The sequence below is a fragment of the Pedobacter sp. BG31 genome, from assembly GCF_042464845.1.
In the GTDB taxonomy this organism is placed as follows: Bacteria; Bacteroidota; Bacteroidia; order Sphingobacteriales; family Sphingobacteriaceae; genus Pedobacter; species Pedobacter suwonensis.
Map to the genome: position 1 here is coordinate 132,185 of NZ_JBHNZK010000005.1, position 19,654 is coordinate 151,838.

A 19,654-nucleotide genomic window follows, 5' to 3' on the forward strand; every position below is an offset into this window, starting at 1 on the left:
CAAGATAAGAAAACTGGTAAATGCTCAAAAGCACTTTAAAAAAATTAACAAATATTGCAGTAAGGTTAGTGAGGATAAATGCTTCGAAATAATTGCCATCTTAAAACTTGTGTCAAAAGCCTTTTATTTATCACTTTAAGGGTAAATTTTGTAATCTTGTAATCAGTGAAATAGAACGAATATAATTGATATGACTGATCAAATAATCATAGGCGTTACCGATTGCAGCAAATTCGACATCTATCGGGATTGGGTTTTATCCTATAGTGAAGATATAACAGTGATCCGGCTTGGACATAAACTCGATAATTTCGACGAGATTAAAAAATGTAATGGCATTGTCTTAACTGGTGGTGAAGATGTGCATCCAAGATTTTACGATCAGCCTGAATATTATGCTTACTGTTATGATGATGATGTAGACGAAAAACGCGATGAATTCGAATTTAAGGTATTAACGTATACCGAAGCCAATTCTATCCCGGTTTTAGGTATTTGCAGGGGCATGCAGGTTGGAAATGTATTTTTTGGCGGCACCCTGATTCCCGACATCCCAACCTGGGGCAAATTTGATCATTCGAAAATGCGCGATAAATCAGACCGCTATCATGAGATTATTGTAAATCCCACTTCATGGCTAAGCCAGGTGGTGAATACCGATAAGGGATTGGTAAACAGTAACCACCACCAAAGTACCGATAAAACAGGAAAAGGACTCGTGGTGAGTGCCCTATCTCCTGATGGGGTTACCGAAGCCATGGAAAGGATTGAACCTCACGGAAAATCTTTTTTGTTATTCGTACAATGGCATCCGGAGCGGCTGAAAGATCAGCAAAGCCCGTTTTGCAAAAACATACATGAGGCTTTCGTACACGCCATTAAGACCAGGCTCAAAAATGAAAGCAAATAGATATGCCGATAAATAGCGCTCTTGATATATGGGCATTCTACCAAACATGAGGCGATATTCAGGAAAGAAATAACATGGAAAGCGACAGCATCAATCAACTTATAGAAGGCGAAATTGCCGATTATTTATTAACGAATGACGGCATACTGATTTCATACAGTAAAAGCGTTTTACGTACCGTAGAAAATATTAAGGCCAATGTCGAGCTGGTAAAGAAAATCACCAATAATAGGAAAGTTCCATTGTTAATTTACTTAAAAAATTCTCCCGTACCAGACAAAGAAACGCGAAAATTTTCAACCGAGCAGTTACCTAAAATCTATAAGGCCATGGCCATGGTTTCGAAACCTGGTTTGACACAATTGATTATGAAGATTTTATTTAAGTTTCAGAACCCACCTATTCCGATTAAATCATTTACAGATCAAGAGAAAGCGTTGGAATGGCTGAGACGTTTTTTGTAAATAAAACAGCTCCATTTCCCTTAACGTCATAACAGTTTTCAGTTAAGTCTTCGACTCCGGACTGACAAATATCCGGCTTATTAACCTACTAATCTGCGTGCTTTGTGCCCCTCTTTGTAAACTCAGTGGTTAAATTGAGAAAACAAAAACCTCCAATTAAAATCTTTTTTAATAAATTGCAGATTATACTTATCCGGTCAATCCGCTTTAATTATTTTCATGAAAAAATTATTCCTGATTATCTCCTGCTGCTTTTTCGCAGCTAAAATCTCCGCTCAGAATATTGTTACCGAAACTGAAATCGGCGCTGCAGAAAGTGAAGTGGTACCAACACCAATTGCCATTATACCTGAGCCTGTATCGTTGGTAAAAAAGGCAGGTACATTTACTTTGCCTGAAAATATAATTGTACAGGCGGCTAAAAGTACAGAATTAAAGCAATCCATTAATTATCTGTCTGACAGGATCACAACCGCCACGGGAAAATTTGTGAGTTCGGTAAGCAATTCATCCCATCCTACCATTAAACTGATTTTAAATACGCAGGAAGACGTACAACTGGGTAAAGAGGGCTATAAATTAAATGTTAACCCTACGCAGGTTGTCATCACAGCTAACCAGCCGGCCGGTATTTTTTACGGTATTCAATCATTACTGCAGCTTTTCCCAGCCGAAATAGAAAGTAAAGAGCTGGTAAATGGCATCAAATGGAAAGCACCCTGTGTTGATGTAATAGACTATCCGAAATTAGGCTGGCGAGGTTTGATGTTCGATGTTGCCCGCCATTTTTTTACCAAGCAAGAAGTAAAACAGTTTATTGATGGTATGGTGCGCTATAAATTCAACCTTTTACATTTACACCTTGCCGATGATGAAGGCTGGAGGATTGAAATTAAAGGCTTGCCGAAATTAACCGAAATCGGTGCCTGGAGTGTTAAAAAAACCGGAACTTTCGGTGATTTTACTCCACCTGCACCTGATGAGCCCCGCACTTATGGCGGATTTTATACCCAGGATGACATTAAAGAACTTGTTCAGTATGCACAGGAACGTTTTGTAAACATATTGCCGGAAATTGATGTTCCGGGACATAGTTTAGCCATTATTGCCTCCTATCCAGAGCTATCATGCACACCAGAGGCCGTTAATTATAAGGTTCGGTCAGGAGAGAAAATAATGGACTGGAGCCGTGGTGCGCCACCAACGGCCTTGGTTGACAATACACTTTGCCCGGCCAATGAAAAGGTTTACGTATTTTTAGATTCGGTACTTACCCAGGTAGCTAACCTGTTCCCTTTTGAATACATCCACATGGGTGGCGATGAAGCGCCGCATAATTTTTGGGAAAAGAACGATCAGGTTAAAGCTTTAATGGTTCGTGAAGGATTGAAAACCATGCCGCAGGTTCAGGCATATTTCGAAAAACGTGCAGAACAGATCGTGATTTCGAAAGGTAAGAAATTTATGGGTTGGGACGAGATTCTTGAAGGAGGGGTATCGCAAACAGCTGCAGTAATGAGTTGGAGGGGAATGAAATACGGGATCCAGGCCGCCAATGATAAACACAATGTGGTGATGAGCCCTACCGATTTCGCCTATCTGGACTATATGCAGGCTGACGCTATTACGGAGCCAAAAGTATATGCCTCGCTTAGGTTAAATAAAGCTTACCAATTTAATCCTGTTCCTGCAGGTGTAAATGCAAAGTATATCATTGGGGCACAGGCTAACCTTTGGACAGAGCAGATTTTTACTTTCCGCCAGGTTGAATACATGCTTTACCCACGTGCATTTGCTATCGCTGAATCCATTTGGAGCCCGATTGACAAAAAAAACTGGACAAATTTTGTCGATCGTACGCAACAGCATTTCAAACGATTGGATTTAGCAGAGATTAAATATTCACCTGCTATCTACGATCCGATTTTTACCGTAAAACGCAGCGCAGATAAACAGCTGATGGTGGAACTGACAACAGAAATAGATGGCTTAGACATTTACTACAGTTTTGACAACTCTACGCCCGACCGTTTTTACCCTAAGTATACTGCTGCATTACAGGTGCCTAAAGATGCCAGTATGTTGCGCGTAATTACCTATCGTGGTAAACAGCCTATCGGAAGATTGATCAGTATGCCTGTTGCAGATTTACAAAAAAGGGCAAGATAAAATGGGAAAAGAAATAGAGCGCAAATTTTTAATCCATCAGCCAGAGTGGGATAACTTAACCAAGCCAAAGGGGAAACTTTTAAGGCAGGGTTATCTGTTAACCGATCAAACTAAAACGATACGGGTAAGGGCAACAGAAACTAAAGGTTTTTTAACCATCAAAGGGCAAACCATTGGTGCGTCGAGGTTGGAATATGAATATGAAATTCCGGTTGGCGAAGCCACAGAATTGCTGGATAACTTCTCGGTTTCCGAGCTTTCGAAAACCCGGTACGAAATTGAGTTTAATGGCAAACTCTGGGAAGTTGATGTATTTACCGGAGACAATGAAGGATTAATTGTTGCAGAAATAGAACTGGAAAGCGAAGATGAGCCTTTTGATTTACCAGATTGGGTAAGTACCGAAGTTACCGAAGAGGCAAAATATTACAATTCTAACCTCACGGTTAAACCTTTTAAAGATTGGATTTAGATTGAAGACCTCGCAGGTTTTGAAAACCTGCGAGGTCTAATAAATTTTATTTAGCTAATGGCAAAGCTGCATTTGGCTTAATAATACCTTTTAATTCGACATCGAAAACCAATGGTGTAAACGGATTGATGGGTCCGCCGCCACTTTCCCCAAAACCCAATTTAGAGGGCAAAATCATTTTGATCTTGCCACCAACTCCAATCATTTGAATACCCTGGATCACTCCTTGTGGCAATTGGCCCAATGGTAAGCCTCGTGGTACATATTGTACATTTTCGGAGAAAATACCAGCCTCTTTTGCAATTTTAGCATTTGAAGTATCAAAGACGTTTAATCCCCCATTTGATTTTTTATTGGTAAACTGGCCGGTGTAATCAATTAAAACTGTATCTGTTAAAGTGGCTCTTTCAGAGTTTCCAGGAGCATAAATCACATACTGCAAGCCAGACGGTGCAGTAGTCATCTTCAGGTTGTTTTCTTCAATATACTTAGCTATTTTGGCAGGCTCTACCGTTTTGTTTTTATCATTTAAAGCTTTGTATTCAGCTTCAAAAAAAAGTCTCTTCTTTGCTTCAAAAATAGAATCGGGATCCTTTCCTTTATGTAAAACCTTCTCAATTTTAATGGTAAATGACGCAATATTCGACTTTAACCCTTTTGGTTTCGGCTGACCTGAATATTTCTCCATCGAATCCAGGTTCAATTTAAAGACAGCACTATCCCCTTCACCCAGCAGTTTTAGTCCAGAGGCCAAATCGCCTTTAAACATCGATTTACTAATGGCAAAGAATGCAGGACGTTCATTGTCGTATGTATTGACCATTACCGAATCGGGATTGTTGTTGGTTTCTACGGTTTGAACGCCATTTAGCTTTACATAATCACCTTCCTGAATTTTCGGCTTACCTTCACTTTGATAGATTTTGTAAGTCATATCTCCTTCACCCTTTTCGAACTTGTTACAAGCAGTTAGCCCTGATGCTGCTGCCAAGAGAATAATTATTCCTTTTTTCATTTAATATTTTAATTAAAAATTAGCCTATCACCCATTTACGGATAACAGGCTACTTTATCTGATCATACAAAGATAGGCTATAATAAGTTTTTAAAAATCTTTGGAAGGTTTTATTTCTATGTTCAGCGTCAAAAAAAAAGGCAAAAAAAAATCCTGCTTATCATGAATAAGCAGGATTTAAAACCTAATTAGAAATTATTTTTTAACCGGAGCGGCCGTTACCGGAGCTGAAGTAGCTGCAGCCGGCTTTCCTTTGATGATATCTTTAATTTCAAGATCGAAGGCAATCGGGCTGAAAGGCATAATACCAACCTGTGGTGCACCTTGTTCGCCATAACCTAAGTTAGATGGGATAATCACCTTTATTTTACCACCTTTACCAATTAATTGTAAAGCTTCAGTAAATCCTGGGATTGTACCGCCAACCGGCATTTTTTGAGGACCGTAAGGTTTACCTGGTTTAAATTCGTTTTCTGCTTTTGCCAGTTTCTCATCACTTGTATCGAAGATTTTGTATTTACCATCTTTACCTTTTTTAGTTACCCTACCAGTATATTCAATCAATACGGTATCGCCTAAAGCTGGTTTTTCTGCACTTCCAGGTTTTTCGATGATGTAGTGTAAACCACTTGCAGTTGTTTTGGTGGCCAGTTTGGTGTCTTCTAAATAAGCTTTTAATTTAGCAGGCTCAGCGGCTTTCTTTTTTTCAGAAGTTGCTTTATAATCAGCCTGGAAAAATTCTTGAGCCCGTTTGTTAAAGGTAGAATCAGCTTCGCCAGCTTTTTTCTTAATTACTTTTTCAACTTTCACCGTGAAAGTAATGTATTTATCATTTTTGAACTGCTCTGGTTTAGGTTGTTTACTATGAAATGCCATAGTATCCAGGTTTACCTTAAAAGTAGCACTATCGCCTTCTCCAAACAATGTTAAAACATCGTTCATATCGCCAGCATACATCTTTTTCTGTGCAGGAAAAACCGCAGGTGTTTCACTTTCGAAGGTGTTTGCCAAAACCGAATCTTTATCATTTTTTTGAATAAAATTCATTTTCACGATATCACCCTCTTTGATTTTTTCGTTACCTGCCGAGTGGTGAATGGTATATAGTAAGCCACCAGCTCCCTTTTTCTCTTGTTTACATGCTGCTAAACCTAAAGTGGCTGCTGCTAGAATAATAATTCCCTTTTTCATTTATTAATTTGACTTTTTAAAATTTTTATTGTTTTAATTTCTTGTTTCTAAGCTATCAATTGTTCTTTATATTCTGCTAATATTGATTTAAATTCGTTTACAACATCAGCTAACGGTTTTTCTGATGCACCACCCGCCGCATTCCTGTGCCCACCGCCATTGAAATATTTCTTGCAGATTTCATTAGCCGGAAAATCGCCGGTAGACCTCACCGATAATTTTACTTTATCAGTACGCTCTATGATCAGTGCAGCCAAACGGATGCCGTTAATGGAAAGTGCATAATTTACAACACCTTCCGTATCGCCGGTAATGCTATGGTATTGAGCCAATTCTTCTTTGGTAACCGAAATAAGGGCGGTGTTGTAATCTCTTAAAACCTCCAGTTTATTAGACAGGCAATAGCCTAAAAAACGCAGTCGGTTTTCGCTGGAGTTATCGTATACCAATTCGTGTATTTTCGATTGGTCAGCCCCCAGATCAATCAGATTTGCAGCAATGCGATATACTTCAGCTGTTGCTGATGAGAAGCGGAACGACCCAGAATCGGTCATGATTCCTGTGTACAGACAAGAAGCTACATCTTTGTTAATCAGCTCACCATCCTGCAACTGGTTCACAATAAAATCATAAACCAATTGTGCTGCAGCACAGGCATTGATATCCCAATGGCGATAGTCGTCAAAATCTTCTGGTTCAAGATGATGATCGATCATAATCTTTTTGGCACCAGCAGCCCTAACTAATTCGCCTAATTCATTGATACGGCTTAAGGTATTAAAGTCAAGGCAGAATATGAGTGAAGCTTCATCCACCAGTTGTGCAGCCTTTTCCTGTGCTTCTGTAAAAATAATTACATCGCTGTTATTTGGCATCCAATGCAAAAAAGTAGGATAATCCGTTGGTGTAATTACCTTAACATGGTGGCCTTTCTGAATTAAATATCCATACAAACCCAGGGATGATCCCATCGCATCACCATCAGGCTTGTGATGCGTAGTGATCACAATACGTTGTGGCGTAGCCAATAATGTTTTTAATTCAGTTAGTGTAAGCATATATTTTTGCGCTGCAAAGCTAAGTAAATTTTGATTAGGATTTAAAGATTTTAGGATTAGCAAGATTATAGTTTTAAAAGAGATCATGTATATGGATAGTACTATTAGCCGGATCATCTATAAAACGAGCCTAATAAGCTATTTTGAACTATTTTACCTTCTACTCTTTGCCGAAAAAATATGCTTATTGGTTATTCGTCAATTAAAACGTATTTTTGCAGAAAATTGATATCAAAACACAATGAGTACTAACAGAACTTTCACCATGATTAAGCCTGATGCTGTAGCAAACGGCCATATTGGATCAATCATTAACGACATTACTAATGCTGGTTTCAAAATCATTGCATTAAAATATACCAAACTTACACCAGAAACTGCTGGTCAGTTTTATGCTGTTCACGCTGAGCGCCCGTTTTATAAAGATTTAGTAAGCTTTATGTCTTCAGGACCAATTGTTGCCGCTATTTTAGAAAAAGACAATGCAATTGAAGATTTCAGAAAATTGATCGGTGCTACTAACCCAGCTGAAGCTGCTGAAGGTACAATCCGTCAGAAATATGCAAAATCGATTGATGCAAACGCGGTTCACGGATCAGATTCTGATGAAAATGCAGAAATTGAAGGTAACTTCTTCTTCAAAGCAGACGAACGTTTCTAACTGCCAACACAAAAAATTTACAATAAAACCCCGAATATTCGGGGTTTTATTGTTTTATCTATTTTGTATCTTTCGGCCTTAAATATGATCCATCAGTTATACCTGCTGGAATTAATTACAACATAAAACAAACAATGAAACGAATTTTATTAGCGGTATGTTTATCTGGTATCGCTGGTGCATCTTATGCGCAAACCAAAACAACAGCAAAAAAACCAGCTGTAAAAAAAACAACCGCAGTAACCAAAACATCAACTTTAAAAATGGGTGGCTTACAATCGGCCTTAGACTCTACCAGTTACGCTTTTGGCACATCAATCGGAGCCAGTTTAAAAACAACCGGCCTTTCTACCTTAAATTACGATGTATTGTTAAAAGGCCTGAAAGATTCATTTACCGGCGATAAGGTTTTGTTAACGCAACAGCAGGCCCAACAATGTATAAGCGAAGCGATAACAAAGGCATCATCAATAAAAAACAAGGCTGAAGAAGCTGCAAACAAAATTAAATATGCGCCAATTATGAAAGAAGGACAAGATTTCTTAGAACAGAACAAAAAACGTGCGGGTGTACAAACCACTGCAAGTGGCTTACAATATGAGGTTTTAACTGCCGGTACCGGCGTTAAACCACAGGCAACCGATTCGGTACTGGTACATTATAAAGGCACCTTATTAAATGGAAAACAATTTGACAGTTCTTATGACAGAGGTGAGCCGATTTCTTTCCCACTGAACCGGGTAATTCCGGGATGGACAGAAGGTGTTCAACTAATGCCTGCAGGTTCAAAATACAAATTCTTTATCCCGTACAACCTGGCTTATGGTGAACGCGGTGCAGGAGCAGACATTCCTCCTTACAGCACTTTGATTTTTGAAGTAGAACTGTTAAAGGTTAACGGGAAATAATTGAAATGTAAGATGGTATATGTGAAATGGAAAATGTAAGGTAGACCATCTGAAGAAATTACCAGAAATCGTCATCTCAGGCAAGCATAGGCAGTTTGAGATGACGATTTTTTTTTGAAGAATACTATGCAGTCAGCTGTTACCAGCTGACTGTTTGTTTAAACAACCATGATTTTCAAAATGGACTTTCCCACTGTTTCAGATGGAAACATCCGACACCACATTTAACTCTATCTAAAGATATACTGTGCGGTCAGCTGTTACCAGCTGACTGTTTATTTAAACAAGAATGATTTTCAAAATGGACTTTTCCATTGTGTCAGATGGAAACATCCGACACCACATTTGCTGTGCGGTCAGCTGTTACCAGCTGACTGTTTGTTTAAACGAGCATTATTTTCGAAATGGACTTTTCTATTGTGTCAGATGGAAACATCCGACACCACATCTTTTGAAGAACTATGCAGTCTGTTACCAGCTGACTGTTTGTTTAAACGAGCATGATTTTCAAAATGGACTTGTCCACTGTGTCAGATGGAAACATCCGACACCACATTTGCTGTGCGGTCAGCTGTTACCAGCTGACTGTTTGTTTAAACAAGAATGATTTTCAAAATGGACTTTTCCACTGTGTCAGATGGAAACATCCGACACCACATTTAACTCTATCTAAAGATGCTGAAACAAGTTCAGCAAGACGGAATCCAGGAATTCTTAAAACTTTCTTCGCTATTCAATGTTAGCTATTACAAATTAACATGAATATGAAAAAAGCATTCCCTTTAGTACTGATTGCATTTTTATGCACCACCTTAAGCAGTTGTGAACTGGTAGAAGGTATATTTAAAGCCGGCGTTTGGGTAGGCGTAATTGTAGTGGTAGTAGTAGTGGCGCTGGTCATCTGGATTTTGGCCAAAATATTTGGCGGAGGCAGGAGTTAGTTTAGTCCTGAGTCCAAAGTCTATAGTCGGGATGATCAGTCCTATTAAAATATAAAGGGCAAAAACTTTAAGCTTTTGCCCTTTTGTACCCATTATAAAAACACCATTTCGGTAATTACCTCACTACCGGCATGCTCATTCAGTTTCTGGATAATCCCCTGTCTTACCATAATCAGTTCATTTTTGATTACGGAAGATTCTATCCTCAAAAACAACTTTTTATCGTGAATGTAAATCTGCTTGGTTCTGTTGGCAATTGCAGTACCCATAATCTCAGGCCAGACGGATAAGATTGAGGTTTCATCGAACTTACGTCGTAAACGGTATACATCAAGCATTTTGCCGATCGCATCTTTTAAGGTAACATCGTTGGGTTTACGCATTTTGTATGGTTCCGTTATCTACTTCGAACAAAGTTACATCAACTTCTATTTTTTCAAAAATAGATTTCACTCTTTCTTTCCCGGTATCTGTAATAAATATCTGTCCGAAATCATGGTGTGAAACCATTTGCATGAGTTTTTGAACGCGGTTATCATCGAGCTTATCAAAAATATCATCCAACAGGAGTAAAGGCTTAAACCCCTTGTTTTTAGAAAGATAAGCATATTGTGCTATTTTTAAAGCTATTAAAAAAGACTTTTGCTGCCCTTGCGAACCAAACTTTTTTAAAGGCATCCCGCTGATCACAAAAGCCAGTTCATCTTTGTGGATACCAGTTGTGGTCCGCTCCAGTATACGGTCTTTTTCTACCGACTTTTTTAACAACTCTTCAAAAGATGCATCATTCAATTGCGATTGATAGTTCAATTCTACAATTTCCTTGTTTTCAGTAAGATAGATATAGTATTGATTAAACAGTGGAATAAATTCATCCATAAAAGCTTTACGGACAGCAAATATTTTGTTGCCGGCTATAACCAGTTGTTCATCTAAAATTTCGAGCAGCGTAGGATCATATTTTCTGGTAATAGCGATCTGTTTTAGCAAAGCATTCCGGTTCAACAGGATGCGGTTGTAGGTAATCAGTTGATCCAGATAATGTGCATCGGTTTGTGAAATCACATTATCGATAAACTTTCTCCGCTCCTCACTCCCTTCCATAATCAGGTTTACATCATAGGGAGAAACCATTACCACCGGAAAAAGGCCAATATGATCGGCCAACTTCTCATATTCTTTCTTATTTCGTTTAAATTGCTTTTTCTGGTTTCGCTTTACACCACAAGAAATTTTTTCATTTTTTTCATTGCGATCAAAATCGCCCTGGATCATGAAAACCTCTTCATTGGTTTTGATCTGCTGGCTATCGATGGGATTAAAGTAACTTTTACACAAACAGAGGTAGTGAATCGCATCAAGCATATTCGTTTTGCCAGCGCCATTATTACCCGTAAATACGTTTACAGTTTCCGAGAAATGGAGATCTGCATCTGTATAATTCTTAAAATTTAAAAGGGTAATGTTTTTTAACCACATAAATATGTCACAAATTTACCCTTTTTTAACTTCTTAAAACCCATTGTTTAAAATAAACGTTAATAAGATTTAAAAAAATTGTACTTTCATCGCAAGGAGGAATCAATGGTTGCACAAAAAATGCTGGAAGGAAATGTTCTTTGGTCTTATGATCATGAACTGAACAGCAATAAAAATTCGAACTGGGTAAAAAAAATAGCTGAGTTATTTTCATTTTTAAAACCTATCCATAATCACGAAGGCGACATTTTACTAGCCTCCAATGGTATTTTCATTACCGGGGATGAACAATTGGAACTACCATTATCCCATATTGAAGAGGTTTATATGGGATTCGATGATTTATTCCCGGCTTCATCAGCCAAAAACTTTGGTGCATTCTGGCAGCCGATCAGAATCAGGTCGATGTTGAGCAATTCTGAAAGCCAAACCGTATACCTGGTCATTAACCATACCGGGATTTTTAGCGATAACCAAACCTGGTTTAATACCCTGATTAGCTTGTTACGCTAATGACCTTGATGATTTTACGATCTGAACGCCTAATTAACTAATGTTTAATTAAATACTTCAAAATAAAGGTTGATACTTTGATTGAAAAATGTATTTTTGCAATCTTAAATTTTTTAAACAAACATGTCTACAACAGATAACCAGACAATTCAACCAACTAAAAAAGGTTCATTTTTACAAGAGAATAATAAGAGCTTACTGTTTATCGCAGGTGCTGTAGTTTTATTAGTTTTAATATATCTTTGGTATCAAGGCGTGTATTTAAAAGGCCGTGCTGAAGAAGCCGCCAGCAAAATGTATAAAGCTGAGCAGTTTGTTGGTGTAGATTCATTATCAAACAGAGCAGTTAAAGGCGAAGGTGGTTACCCGGGTTTTGAGCAGATTGCTAAAGAATATGATAACACCAAATCGGCAAACTTAGCTAACCTTTATTTAGGTGGCATTTATTTACGTAAAGGCGAATATAAACAAGCAATAGAGGCATTAAGCAAATATAGCGCTACCGGCAGCCCGGTTGCAGATCCATTGGCTTTAGGTTTATTGGGTGATGCTTACAGCGAATTGAAAGACTACAAACAAGCGACCACCTATTATAAAAAAGCGGCTGATAAAGCCAGTAAATTTACTTCACCTATGTTTTTAAAGAAGCTAGGATTGGTTAATGAAAGCCAAAATGATTTTAAAGGTGCGGTTGAAGCTTATACCAAAATAAAAACGCAATATCCGGAGAGCGCAGAAGCACAATTAATTGACGCTTACATTGCAAGAGCTCAGGAAAAAGTTAAATAAACAAAACTAAACATACTTACAGGAAAGATCATCGAAAGATGGTCTTTTTTTATTTAGCAGCTTTTGAAATAATTCCGTCATTTCGACTTAAGTGCAACGAAATGGAGAAATCTATAAGAGGAGCTAATACATCGTTCAGTTGTGTTAAAAATGACAAACCCATTCCATGTTTTGTGCCTCACCAAACAGCATAAAAACTTACTTCTTTCTTTTCTGGAATCAGGTACAGATGCGTTTAGGTTGCTGCAGTCCCGCGCCCCGTTAATCTGTTGTTTGTTTAATCTGATATGATAATTTATCAAAAGCATCGGAATCACTGCGATGGGGCTTAGGTGGCAAAGGCAGTAAGACGATTTGGGTTTTGGAACATTCTGACAAATAACGGCATATTAGCAGACTATGCTATTCAACCCTTTAATTACAGCAAAGACACTGCCATTTTAGACCTGATTGAAATGGAAAGCCCACAGCGCAGCGAGGACTTGAAATGGAAAGCAGGACGAACCTTAAAAGAAATTCTGCAATTGCTCTTCAAAAAAGCTACCCTCATTCCATGTTTGGTGGCTCACCAAACAGCGTAAGAACTCACTTCTTTTTCTGGAAATCAGGTACAGATGCGTTTGGTTTCCAGCAGTCCCGCGCCCCGTTAATCCGTTGTTTGATTTAATCTGATAGGTAATTTATCAAAAGCACCGGAGCCACTGCAATCGGATTTAGGTAGCAAATACACTAAGACGAATTGGGTTTTGAAACATTCTGACAAATAAAGGCATATTAGCAGACTATGCTATTCACCCTTTAATAACAGCATAGACACTGCCATTTTAGACCTGATTGAAATGGAAAGCCCGCAGCGAAGCGAGGACTTGAAATGGAAAGCAGGATGAACATTAAAAAGAGCTACTGTAATTGCTCTTCAAATGACCTTTTTTGGACTACACTCCTTTGAGATTTAAATTACGAAAGATCCTTCGCTTCGCTCAGGATGACAGTATGGACAGTTAGCCCATCAACTATCTATTTATTAAAAGCTGTCATGGTATGGGCAGGTCCAATGGTAACGAAGCTTTTAATCAACTCTACACTTTTATCAATTAATGCAGGAAGTTCTAACTGTTCATTTTTATCAAACAAACCCAAAACGAAATCTATTTGCCTGCCTTTAGGGTAATCGTTTCCGATGCCGAAGCGTAGACGCGCATAATTTTGTCCACCGCAAACTTCTTCTATGCTTTTTAATCCATTATGACCGGCGCTGGAACCCTGCAGTTTCAACCGGAGCTTCCCAAGCGGTAACGCAAGATCATCGACAACAACCAGCACATTTTCCGGTGCTATTTTTAATTCCTTCATCCAGTAGTTCACGGCTTTACCGCTCAGGTTCATAAATGTGGTCGGTTTAATTACATGCAGTTTTTTACCTTTAAAACCAACCTCAGCATAATAGGCCAAACGGATATTGTCGAAACTACCACCTAAGCCTTTTACCAATTCATCGGCGATATCAAAACCAATATTATGCCTGGTGTGCGCATACTCCGGGCCGATATTTCCTAAGCCAACTATAAGATATTTCATGGAAGCAAAGATAAAAAAAAGTCCGAAGTCAGGAGTCTGAAGTCGGGAGTCTAAACCACTAATTTCCAAACAACCTCTTGATGAAGAGTGGGGCAGTTAGCAATAAAGGTATGGCAGAACTAACCTCATATCAATAAAAAAAGCGTTCCGACCTAAATCGAAACGCTAATCTTGAAATCAGGAAATCCTAAGAATCCTGATTATTTTTTACCTTTTGCAGCTTCAGTTTCTGCTTGTTTTAATGCTCTAGACATTGCAACAGAAACGATGGTATCTTCAGGAGTGTTAGTGATTACATATTTGTCACCTTGAAGGTCACGAACACGGAATAAACTTCCAACTTCTAATTTCTCTAAGCTTACTTCTACGTTTTGCGGCATGTTAGCTGGTAAAGCTTTAACACGTAGTTTACGTAATTTCTGGATTAACTTACCCCCCATTTTAACACCTGGAGAAGTTCCTGTTAATTTAACCGGGATCTCCATAACGATTTCTTTATCGTCAAATAACTGAAGAAAATCGATGTGCAATAATACATCGGTAAGTGGGTGGAACTGAGTATCTTTTACGATAGCTTTGGTTTTGGCACCGTTAACATCGATTTCAACAAAGTTTACTTCCGGGGTATAAATAACATCTCTTAAATCAGCAATAACCACAGCTAAGTGTTGTTGCTCTTTTCCACCATACAATACCGCCGGAACTTTACCTTCGTAACGAAGTTCCTTGGCATCGCGTTTCCCTACGTTCTCTCTTGGAGAACCGCTAATTGCGATTGTTTTCATTTTTATATTTATTTATTTATTAGTAGTAAGTATTAAGTATCAAGTATCCAGCCTTACGCCTTCAACCCGCTACCTTCAACCTTATTTTAAACTCTCTTTTTTTTAATTGGTTAATTGTTGTAATTGGTTAACTGATGGTAAATCTACAATTAACCGATCAATCAATTTATACGATTAACCTCACTAAACCCTAAACAGGTCACTAATTGAACCATGTTCGTTTACATTAGCAATTGCCCTTGCAAATAAACTGGCTGTGCTTAGCACCCTGATTTTCGAACTTTCCCTTTTCAGCGGGATCGTATCTGTAACGATCAGTTCAGTTAATACTGAATTCTCTACCGTTTCAACGGCTTTGCCAGATAATACAGCATGTGTACAAACTGCCCTCACACTTGCTGCGCCGTTTTCCATAATCAAAGCAGCAGCTTTCGATAAAGTTCCGGCAGTATCACAGATATCATCAATCAGTACCACGTCCTGTCCGGTTACATCTCCAATAATCGACATCGATTCGATTTCATTGGCACGTTTACGGCGCTTATCGCAAATAATTACCTCAGCATTAAAAAACTTGGCAAAAGTACGTGCCCTGTATGAACCGCCCATATCTGGCGATGCAATGGTTAAGTTTTTTAAACCTAAGCTTTTGATATAAGGTACAAAGATTACCGATCCATCGAGGTGATCAACCGGGATATCAAAGAAACCCTGTATCTGTGCAGCATGTAAATCCATCGTCATGATGCGGTGAATACCTGCTGATTTCAATAAGTTGGCCACCAATTTGGCACCGATTGCTACACGTGGCTTGTCTTTTCTATCCTGACGGGCTAACCCATAATAAGGAACAACTGCTGTAATATAATGTGCAGATGCCCTTTTAGCAGCATCAACCATAAGCAAAAGTTCCATTAAATTATCGCTGGGCTGATAAGTTGACTGGATTAGAAAAACATCACTACCCCGGATTGACTCATCAAAAGAAGGCTGAAATTCTCCATCACTGAATTTGTGAATGGTTACGCTACCAAGTGGCTTGCCGTAATGCTCGGCAATTTTAAGTGATAATCCTTTAGAACCTGTTCCGGAAAAAAGCTTTACCGGGTTAAACTGCAATGGCATGGGTTCGTGTAGTTACGGTTAAAAAAAATCGGATCATGCCTATTTAAAACATGATCCGTTATTAAATTTTAGTTGTCCGACCTGGATTCGAACCAAGACAAACGGTACCAAAAACCGTTGTACTACCCTTATACTATCGGACAAGCTTTATCAAAGATATTCTCTTTGAAAGGGAATGCAAATGTAGGAACCTTATTTTAAATATGCAAGAGTGATTTTAAAATATTTTTAATTTCTTTCCCGCTGTTCCTGTTTGCGATGCAAAGATAAAAAAATCATCATATAGCATGCAACATTTTCTTTTTTTATGTGACTTTTTTTTAATACGAACCACTTAAATCATTTATTATCAAAGACTAAAATTAAACTATGAATTACTCAAGGATCAACACCATTGGAGGCTGGCTCTGTTTTGTTATTGCCACTTTCACGTACATTTCAACCTTAGATCAATCTGTAAGTTTCTGGGACTGTGGCGAATTCATTTCTTCTGCCTTCCGGATGGAAGTAGTTCACCAGCCAGGCGCTCCAATAGTCTCCATGATCCAAAAGTTAGTTTCGATATTCGCTTTTGGCGATAAAACCAAGGTCGCCTATTTCATTAATATATCTTCTGCGCTTGCAAGTGCTGGCACTATTCTATTTCTGTTCTGGACCATTACTGCACTGGCCAGGAAAACAGTCATTAAAAAAGGCGAAGAAATCAGCAGTCAAAAAATAATCGGCATAATGGGGGCCGGTTTTGTTGGCGCTTTGGCCTATGCTTTTTCTGACAGTTTCTGGTTTTCAGCTGTAGAGGCTGAAGTTTACGCCATGTCATCGCTCTGTAGCGCCATTGTATTCTGGGGTATATTAAAATGGGAATCACAGGCTGATGAACCAAAATCAGACCGTTGGTTACTTTTTGTGGCTTACATGATGGGGATATCAATCGGGGTACACATTTTAAACCTGCTTACCATTCCCGCATTAATATTTGTTTATTATTTCAAAAAGAACCAATCGCCCAATTGGAAAGATATTTTAAAGGTACTCCTTGTTGCAATAGCTGTATTGGCGGCGGTACAATTTGGGATCATCCAATATGTAATATCTTTTGCCGCAAGCTTCGATTACTTTTTTGTAAACACCCTGGGTTTAGGCTTTGGAACAGGGATATTGTTTTTTGCAGTATTCCTAATCGGGGGACTGGTTTACGGTATCCGCTATTCCATCCTTAAAAATAAAAGGGTTTTGAACCTGGTGATGTTGTTTACTGTATTGCTACTTTTTGGGTATAGCTCTTTTGCGCTTCTCATCATCAGGGCACAGGCTAAACCAAATTTAAACAACTATAATGTAGATAATGTATTCTCGTTTTCGAGATATGTGAGTCGCGACCAATACGGCGACAGACCCTTGCTTTATGGCGAAAACTACAATTCAGAAAAAATCGGAATTAAAGAAACAGGCAAGATTATCCGTAAAGGCGATAAAAAATACGAACCAGCAGGCACAAAATCGGAATATGTTTTTGCCGATAAAACTTTACTGCCACGCATGTATAGCGACAAACCTGAACATGTTAATTTTTACAAAAGCTACATGGGTTTTGACGACGAACATAAACCTACCCTATTGGATAATTTGAAATATATGTTTTCTTTCCAGACCGGACAAATGTACATGCGCTATTTCATGTGGAATTTTGTAGGCAGACAGGATAATGAAGATGGACAACTTGGCGGGAAAGACGGTAATTGGCTCAGTGGTGTAAAACCTTTGGATGTGATCAGGCTGGGCAATCAAAAAAACCTTCCACCATCCATTGTAGAGAACAAAGCATATAATAGATTTTTCTTTCTGCCCTTAATTATCGGCTTAATTGGCGCCGTTTGGCATTTTAAGCGCAACCAAAAAGATGCAGGTGTTATCGGTTTACTTTTTGTATTTACCGGGGTGGCCATAGTGGTTTACTTAAATTCTGTTCCTGTTGAACCCCGCGAAAGGGATTATGCTTACGTAGGTTCGTTTTATGCTTTTGCCATCTGGATCGGTTTAGGGGTACTGGGATTAAAGGATTGGTTTTCACAAAAACTAACGCCCTTGCGTGCCAGTATTTTTGCTACGGTTATAGCTTTATTTGGCGCCCCGATCATTATGGCCAACCAGGGCTGGGACGATCACGATCGTTCTGACAGTCACATGGCAAGAGACATGTCTGTCAATTACCTAAAATCCTGCGCACCTAATGCTATCTTGTTTACCTATGGCGATAATGACACCTATCCGGTTTGGTATGCACAGGAAGTAGAAAATATCCGTCCGGATGTGCGGGTGGTGAATTTAAGCTTATTTACTGCCGACTGGTATATTGACGGTATGCGAAAAAAACAAAATGAATCTGCCCCTTTACCGATCACCCTCAAACATGAGCAATACGTTGAAGGCACGAGGGATATCATGTATTACCAGGATTATAAGATTGCACAGCACATTGAGCTACAGGAAATTTTAGATGTGTTGCTGTCCGATCATGACGAGGATAAGGTAACCATGACAGATGGCTCTAAATACAATGTGTTACCTACAAAGAACCTAAAACTGGCAGTAAGTCCACAACAGGTACTGGATACCGGAACCGTTCCAAAAGAAGATGCCGGAAAAATAGCAAGCAGTATGGAATGGACTTACAATTCGAATTTTGTAACCAAAGGTACTTTAGCTCTGTTTGATATTTTAACGCACAATAACTGGGAACGGCCGATTTATTTTAGCGGCGCCATGCCAGACGAGCAATATTTAGGGCTTAACAAGTACCTTTATTCCGAAGGTTTAAACAAAAGATTACTTCCGTTAAAACCTGATACGGCCATTACACAGGATTTTGATCGCGTAAACCTGAAACCGATGTACAACAACCTGATGAATGTGTATGGCTTCGGCAACATTAAATATGCCAATCATTTAGACAGACAATCTGCCGATGATGTAGCCATGATATCTAACATGTTTAATGGTTTATTAACCGGACTAATTAATGAGGGTAAAATTGTTGAAAGCAAAAAAGCGGTAAATAAATACTTTGAAGTAATTCCGGCTAAATTTTACAGCAGGCGCCAGGTAATGAGCACGTATTATTTTACCGAAAACCTGTATCGGTTAAATGATTTAAACCGTGCGAATGCTATGATCAAAAAAACGGCCGATTATGTCGGAAAGGAACTCACCCATCTGGCTGATGTTTCGGAAAGCAAAAACCAGTTATCATCAGAACAGGATGTGCGTTTCTACCTTGGTTATTTAGGCCAGATGGTCAAACTGACCAATGCATTTAAACAGGCAAGCCTGAGTAAAAACCTCGAAAAACAATATAATGATCTGATTGTAAGATTTACTCCTTTTGCTGCAGGATAGGCAAAAAACATGCTAAATGTAACCCATAAGCAGATTTCACCTTTCTGCTTATGGGTTTTTACTTTCCGATAAATTAAAATACTTTATGTTAAAGCCCTTAAGCCGTTAAAATTTGTTAAATCAATGCAAAAATTTACCTGTTTTATCGACTAGAATAGTTAATTTCGGCAGCATTTTTATGTGAAAACATTTTTTAATAT

Annotated in this window: 19 protein-coding genes; 11 read left to right on the forward strand and 8 right to left on the reverse strand. The window is 38.6% G+C overall.

The window, feature by feature from the left end; translation table 11 throughout:
* The first annotated feature begins 190 nt into the window (after positions 1-190).
* The 4 genes from ACFE6N_RS08585 to ACFE6N_RS08600 all read left to right on the forward strand — a co-directional run bounded on the left by ACFE6N_RS08585 (position 191) and on the right by ACFE6N_RS08600 (position 4,015).
* The gene (locus tag ACFE6N_RS08585; protein ID WP_378935589.1) at positions 191-910 is read left to right on the forward strand and encodes a gamma-glutamyl-gamma-aminobutyrate hydrolase family protein; all 720 of its coding nucleotides are present in this window, start codon (positions 191-193) and stop codon (positions 908-910) included.
* A gap of 74 nt (positions 911-984) precedes the next feature.
* Complete coding sequence (locus ACFE6N_RS08590; protein WP_378935591.1) at positions 985-1,374, forward strand: STAS/SEC14 domain-containing protein; 390 nt, start codon at positions 985-987, stop codon at positions 1,372-1,374.
* A 219-nt stretch (positions 1,375-1,593) separates the two neighbouring features.
* On the forward strand, positions 1,594-3,543 hold the full coding sequence (locus ACFE6N_RS08595) for a beta-N-acetylhexosaminidase (RefSeq protein WP_378935593.1): 1,950 nt from the start codon (positions 1,594-1,596) through the stop codon (positions 3,541-3,543).
* A 1-nt stretch (position 3,544) separates the two neighbouring features.
* Positions 3,545-4,015, forward strand: coding sequence for a CYTH domain-containing protein (locus ACFE6N_RS08600; RefSeq protein WP_378935595.1), 471 nt, complete (start codon positions 3,545-3,547; stop codon positions 4,013-4,015).
* A 46-nt stretch (positions 4,016-4,061) separates the two neighbouring features.
* Here ACFE6N_RS08600 and ACFE6N_RS08605 read toward each other — a convergent pair whose 3' ends face one another.
* The 3 genes from ACFE6N_RS08605 to ACFE6N_RS08615 form a co-directional block, all read right to left on the reverse strand.
* Positions 4,062-5,030 (reverse strand): FKBP-type peptidyl-prolyl cis-trans isomerase, encoded by a 969-nt coding sequence (locus tag ACFE6N_RS08605; protein ID WP_090988162.1) that lies wholly within the window; start codon positions 5,028-5,030, stop codon positions 4,062-4,064.
* Positions 5,031-5,225: 195 nt separating this feature from the next.
* Complete coding sequence (locus ACFE6N_RS08610; protein ID WP_378935597.1) at positions 5,226-6,221, reverse strand: FKBP-type peptidyl-prolyl cis-trans isomerase; 996 nt, start codon at positions 6,219-6,221, stop codon at positions 5,226-5,228.
* A gap of 47 nt (positions 6,222-6,268) precedes the next feature.
* Positions 6,269-7,279: a bifunctional oligoribonuclease/PAP phosphatase NrnA gene (locus tag ACFE6N_RS08615; RefSeq protein WP_090988271.1), complete on the reverse strand. Its 1,011-nt coding sequence runs from the start codon at positions 7,277-7,279 to the stop codon at positions 6,269-6,271.
* Between the two features lie 241 nt (positions 7,280-7,520).
* Here ACFE6N_RS08615 and ACFE6N_RS08620 point away from each other — a divergent pair, with 241 nt between their 5' ends.
* The 3 genes from ACFE6N_RS08620 to ACFE6N_RS08630 all read left to right on the forward strand — a co-directional run bounded on the left by ACFE6N_RS08620 (position 7,521) and on the right by ACFE6N_RS08630 (position 9,789).
* On the forward strand, positions 7,521-7,940 hold the full coding sequence (locus tag ACFE6N_RS08620; protein ID WP_090988166.1) for a nucleoside-diphosphate kinase: 420 nt from the start codon (positions 7,521-7,523) through the stop codon (positions 7,938-7,940).
* A 134-nt stretch (positions 7,941-8,074) separates the two neighbouring features.
* Positions 8,075-8,848: an FKBP-type peptidyl-prolyl cis-trans isomerase gene (locus tag ACFE6N_RS08625; protein WP_378935600.1), complete on the forward strand. Its 774-nt coding sequence runs from the start codon at positions 8,075-8,077 to the stop codon at positions 8,846-8,848.
* 764 nt (positions 8,849-9,612) lie between these two features.
* Positions 9,613-9,789, forward strand: coding sequence for a hypothetical protein (locus tag ACFE6N_RS08630; protein WP_244278902.1), 177 nt, complete (start codon positions 9,613-9,615; stop codon positions 9,787-9,789).
* A 92-nt stretch (positions 9,790-9,881) separates the two neighbouring features.
* Here the strand turns inward: ACFE6N_RS08630 and ACFE6N_RS08635 are convergent, their stop codons facing one another.
* Together ACFE6N_RS08635 and recF are read right to left on the reverse strand one after the other, a co-directional pair.
* The gene (locus ACFE6N_RS08635; RefSeq protein ID WP_378935602.1) at positions 9,882-10,172 is read right to left on the reverse strand and encodes a DUF721 domain-containing protein; all 291 of its coding nucleotides are present in this window, start codon (positions 10,170-10,172) and stop codon (positions 9,882-9,884) included.
* Positions 10,165-11,268, reverse strand: a complete 1,104-nt coding sequence (gene recF / locus ACFE6N_RS08640) for a DNA replication/repair protein RecF (RefSeq protein ID WP_145857211.1) — start codon at positions 11,266-11,268, stop codon at positions 10,165-10,167. The genes ACFE6N_RS08635 and recF overlap by 8 nt, the downstream gene beginning before the upstream one ends.
* Before the next feature lie 105 nt (positions 11,269-11,373).
* Between recF and ACFE6N_RS08645 the strand changes: the two genes are divergently transcribed.
* The 3 genes from ACFE6N_RS08645 (at position 11,374) to ACFE6N_RS08655 (ending at position 13,151) form a co-directional block, all read left to right on the forward strand.
* A complete protein-coding gene (locus ACFE6N_RS08645) occupies positions 11,374-11,781 on the forward strand; it encodes a hypothetical protein (RefSeq protein WP_378935604.1) in 408 nt (135 codons plus the stop codon).
* A gap of 123 nt (positions 11,782-11,904) precedes the next feature.
* Complete coding sequence (locus ACFE6N_RS08650) at positions 11,905-12,570, forward strand: tetratricopeptide repeat protein (protein WP_090988260.1); 666 nt, start codon at positions 11,905-11,907, stop codon at positions 12,568-12,570.
* A 332-nt stretch (positions 12,571-12,902) separates the two neighbouring features.
* On the forward strand, positions 12,903-13,151 hold the full coding sequence (locus tag ACFE6N_RS08655) for a hypothetical protein (protein WP_378935606.1): 249 nt from the start codon (positions 12,903-12,905) through the stop codon (positions 13,149-13,151).
* A gap of 436 nt (positions 13,152-13,587) precedes the next feature.
* On the opposite strand, the gene pth is transcribed toward ACFE6N_RS08655, so the two are convergent.
* The 3 genes from pth to ACFE6N_RS08670 form a co-directional block, all read right to left on the reverse strand.
* Complete coding sequence (gene pth / locus ACFE6N_RS08660) at positions 13,588-14,148, reverse strand: aminoacyl-tRNA hydrolase (protein WP_090986512.1); 561 nt, start codon at positions 14,146-14,148, stop codon at positions 13,588-13,590.
* Positions 14,149-14,348: 200 nt separating this feature from the next.
* Positions 14,349-14,933, reverse strand: a complete 585-nt coding sequence (locus ACFE6N_RS08665) for a 50S ribosomal protein L25/general stress protein Ctc (protein ID WP_090986510.1) — start codon at positions 14,931-14,933, stop codon at positions 14,349-14,351.
* A gap of 183 nt (positions 14,934-15,116) precedes the next feature.
* The gene (locus ACFE6N_RS08670; RefSeq protein ID WP_145857215.1) at positions 15,117-16,058 is read right to left on the reverse strand and encodes a ribose-phosphate pyrophosphokinase; all 942 of its coding nucleotides are present in this window, start codon (positions 16,056-16,058) and stop codon (positions 15,117-15,119) included.
* A gap of 369 nt (positions 16,059-16,427) precedes the next feature.
* On the opposite strand from ACFE6N_RS08670, the gene ACFE6N_RS08675 reads away from it, so the two are divergent.
* A complete protein-coding gene (locus ACFE6N_RS08675; RefSeq protein WP_378935609.1) occupies positions 16,428-19,454 on the forward strand; it encodes a DUF2723 domain-containing protein in 3,027 nt (1,008 codons plus the stop codon).
* Positions 19,455-19,654: the final 200 nt, after the last annotated feature.

What these genes read in the sequence shown, in the direction of transcription:
- ACFE6N_RS08630 (WP_244278902.1), top strand. Translation starts at nt 9,613, where the DNA reads ATGAAAAAAGCATTCCCTTTAGTACTGATTGCATTTTTATGCACCACC.
- ACFE6N_RS08665 (WP_090986510.1), bottom strand. Translation starts at nt 14,933, where the DNA reads ATGAAAACAATCGCAATTAGCGGTTCTCCAAGAGAGAACGTAGGGAAA.
- ACFE6N_RS08625 (WP_378935600.1), top strand. Translation starts at nt 8,075, where the DNA reads ATGAAACGAATTTTATTAGCGGTATGTTTATCTGGTATCGCTGGTGCA.
- ACFE6N_RS08585 (WP_378935589.1), top strand. Translation starts at nt 191, where the DNA reads ATGACTGATCAAATAATCATAGGCGTTACCGATTGCAGCAAATTCGAC.
- ACFE6N_RS08670 (WP_145857215.1), bottom strand. Translation starts at nt 16,058, where the DNA reads ATGCCATTGCAGTTTAACCCGGTAAAGCTTTTTTCCGGAACAGGTTCT.
- ACFE6N_RS08675 (WP_378935609.1), top strand. Translation starts at nt 16,428, where the DNA reads ATGAATTACTCAAGGATCAACACCATTGGAGGCTGGCTCTGTTTTGTT.
- ACFE6N_RS08635 (WP_378935602.1), bottom strand. Translation starts at nt 10,172, where the DNA reads ATGCGTAAACCCAACGATGTTACCTTAAAAGATGCGATCGGCAAAATG.
- ACFE6N_RS08615 (WP_090988271.1), bottom strand. Translation starts at nt 7,279, where the DNA reads ATGCTTACACTAACTGAATTAAAAACATTATTGGCTACGCCACAACGT.
- recF (WP_145857211.1), bottom strand. Translation starts at nt 11,268, where the DNA reads ATGTGGTTAAAAAACATTACCCTTTTAAATTTTAAGAATTATACAGAT.
- ACFE6N_RS08600 (WP_378935595.1), top strand. Translation starts at nt 3,545, where the DNA reads ATGGGAAAAGAAATAGAGCGCAAATTTTTAATCCATCAGCCAGAGTGG.
- pth (WP_090986512.1), bottom strand. Translation starts at nt 14,148, where the DNA reads ATGAAATATCTTATAGTTGGCTTAGGAAATATCGGCCCGGAGTATGCG.
- ACFE6N_RS08645 (WP_378935604.1), top strand. Translation starts at nt 11,374, where the DNA reads ATGGTTGCACAAAAAATGCTGGAAGGAAATGTTCTTTGGTCTTATGAT.
- ACFE6N_RS08590 (WP_378935591.1), top strand. Translation starts at nt 985, where the DNA reads ATGGAAAGCGACAGCATCAATCAACTTATAGAAGGCGAAATTGCCGAT.
- ACFE6N_RS08605 (WP_090988162.1), bottom strand. Translation starts at nt 5,030, where the DNA reads ATGAAAAAAGGAATAATTATTCTCTTGGCAGCAGCATCAGGGCTAACT.
- ACFE6N_RS08620 (WP_090988166.1), top strand. Translation starts at nt 7,521, where the DNA reads ATGAGTACTAACAGAACTTTCACCATGATTAAGCCTGATGCTGTAGCA.
- ACFE6N_RS08610 (WP_378935597.1), bottom strand. Translation starts at nt 6,221, where the DNA reads ATGAAAAAGGGAATTATTATTCTAGCAGCAGCCACTTTAGGTTTAGCA.
- ACFE6N_RS08595 (WP_378935593.1), top strand. Translation starts at nt 1,594, where the DNA reads ATGAAAAAATTATTCCTGATTATCTCCTGCTGCTTTTTCGCAGCTAAA.
- ACFE6N_RS08650 (WP_090988260.1), top strand. Translation starts at nt 11,905, where the DNA reads ATGTCTACAACAGATAACCAGACAATTCAACCAACTAAAAAAGGTTCA.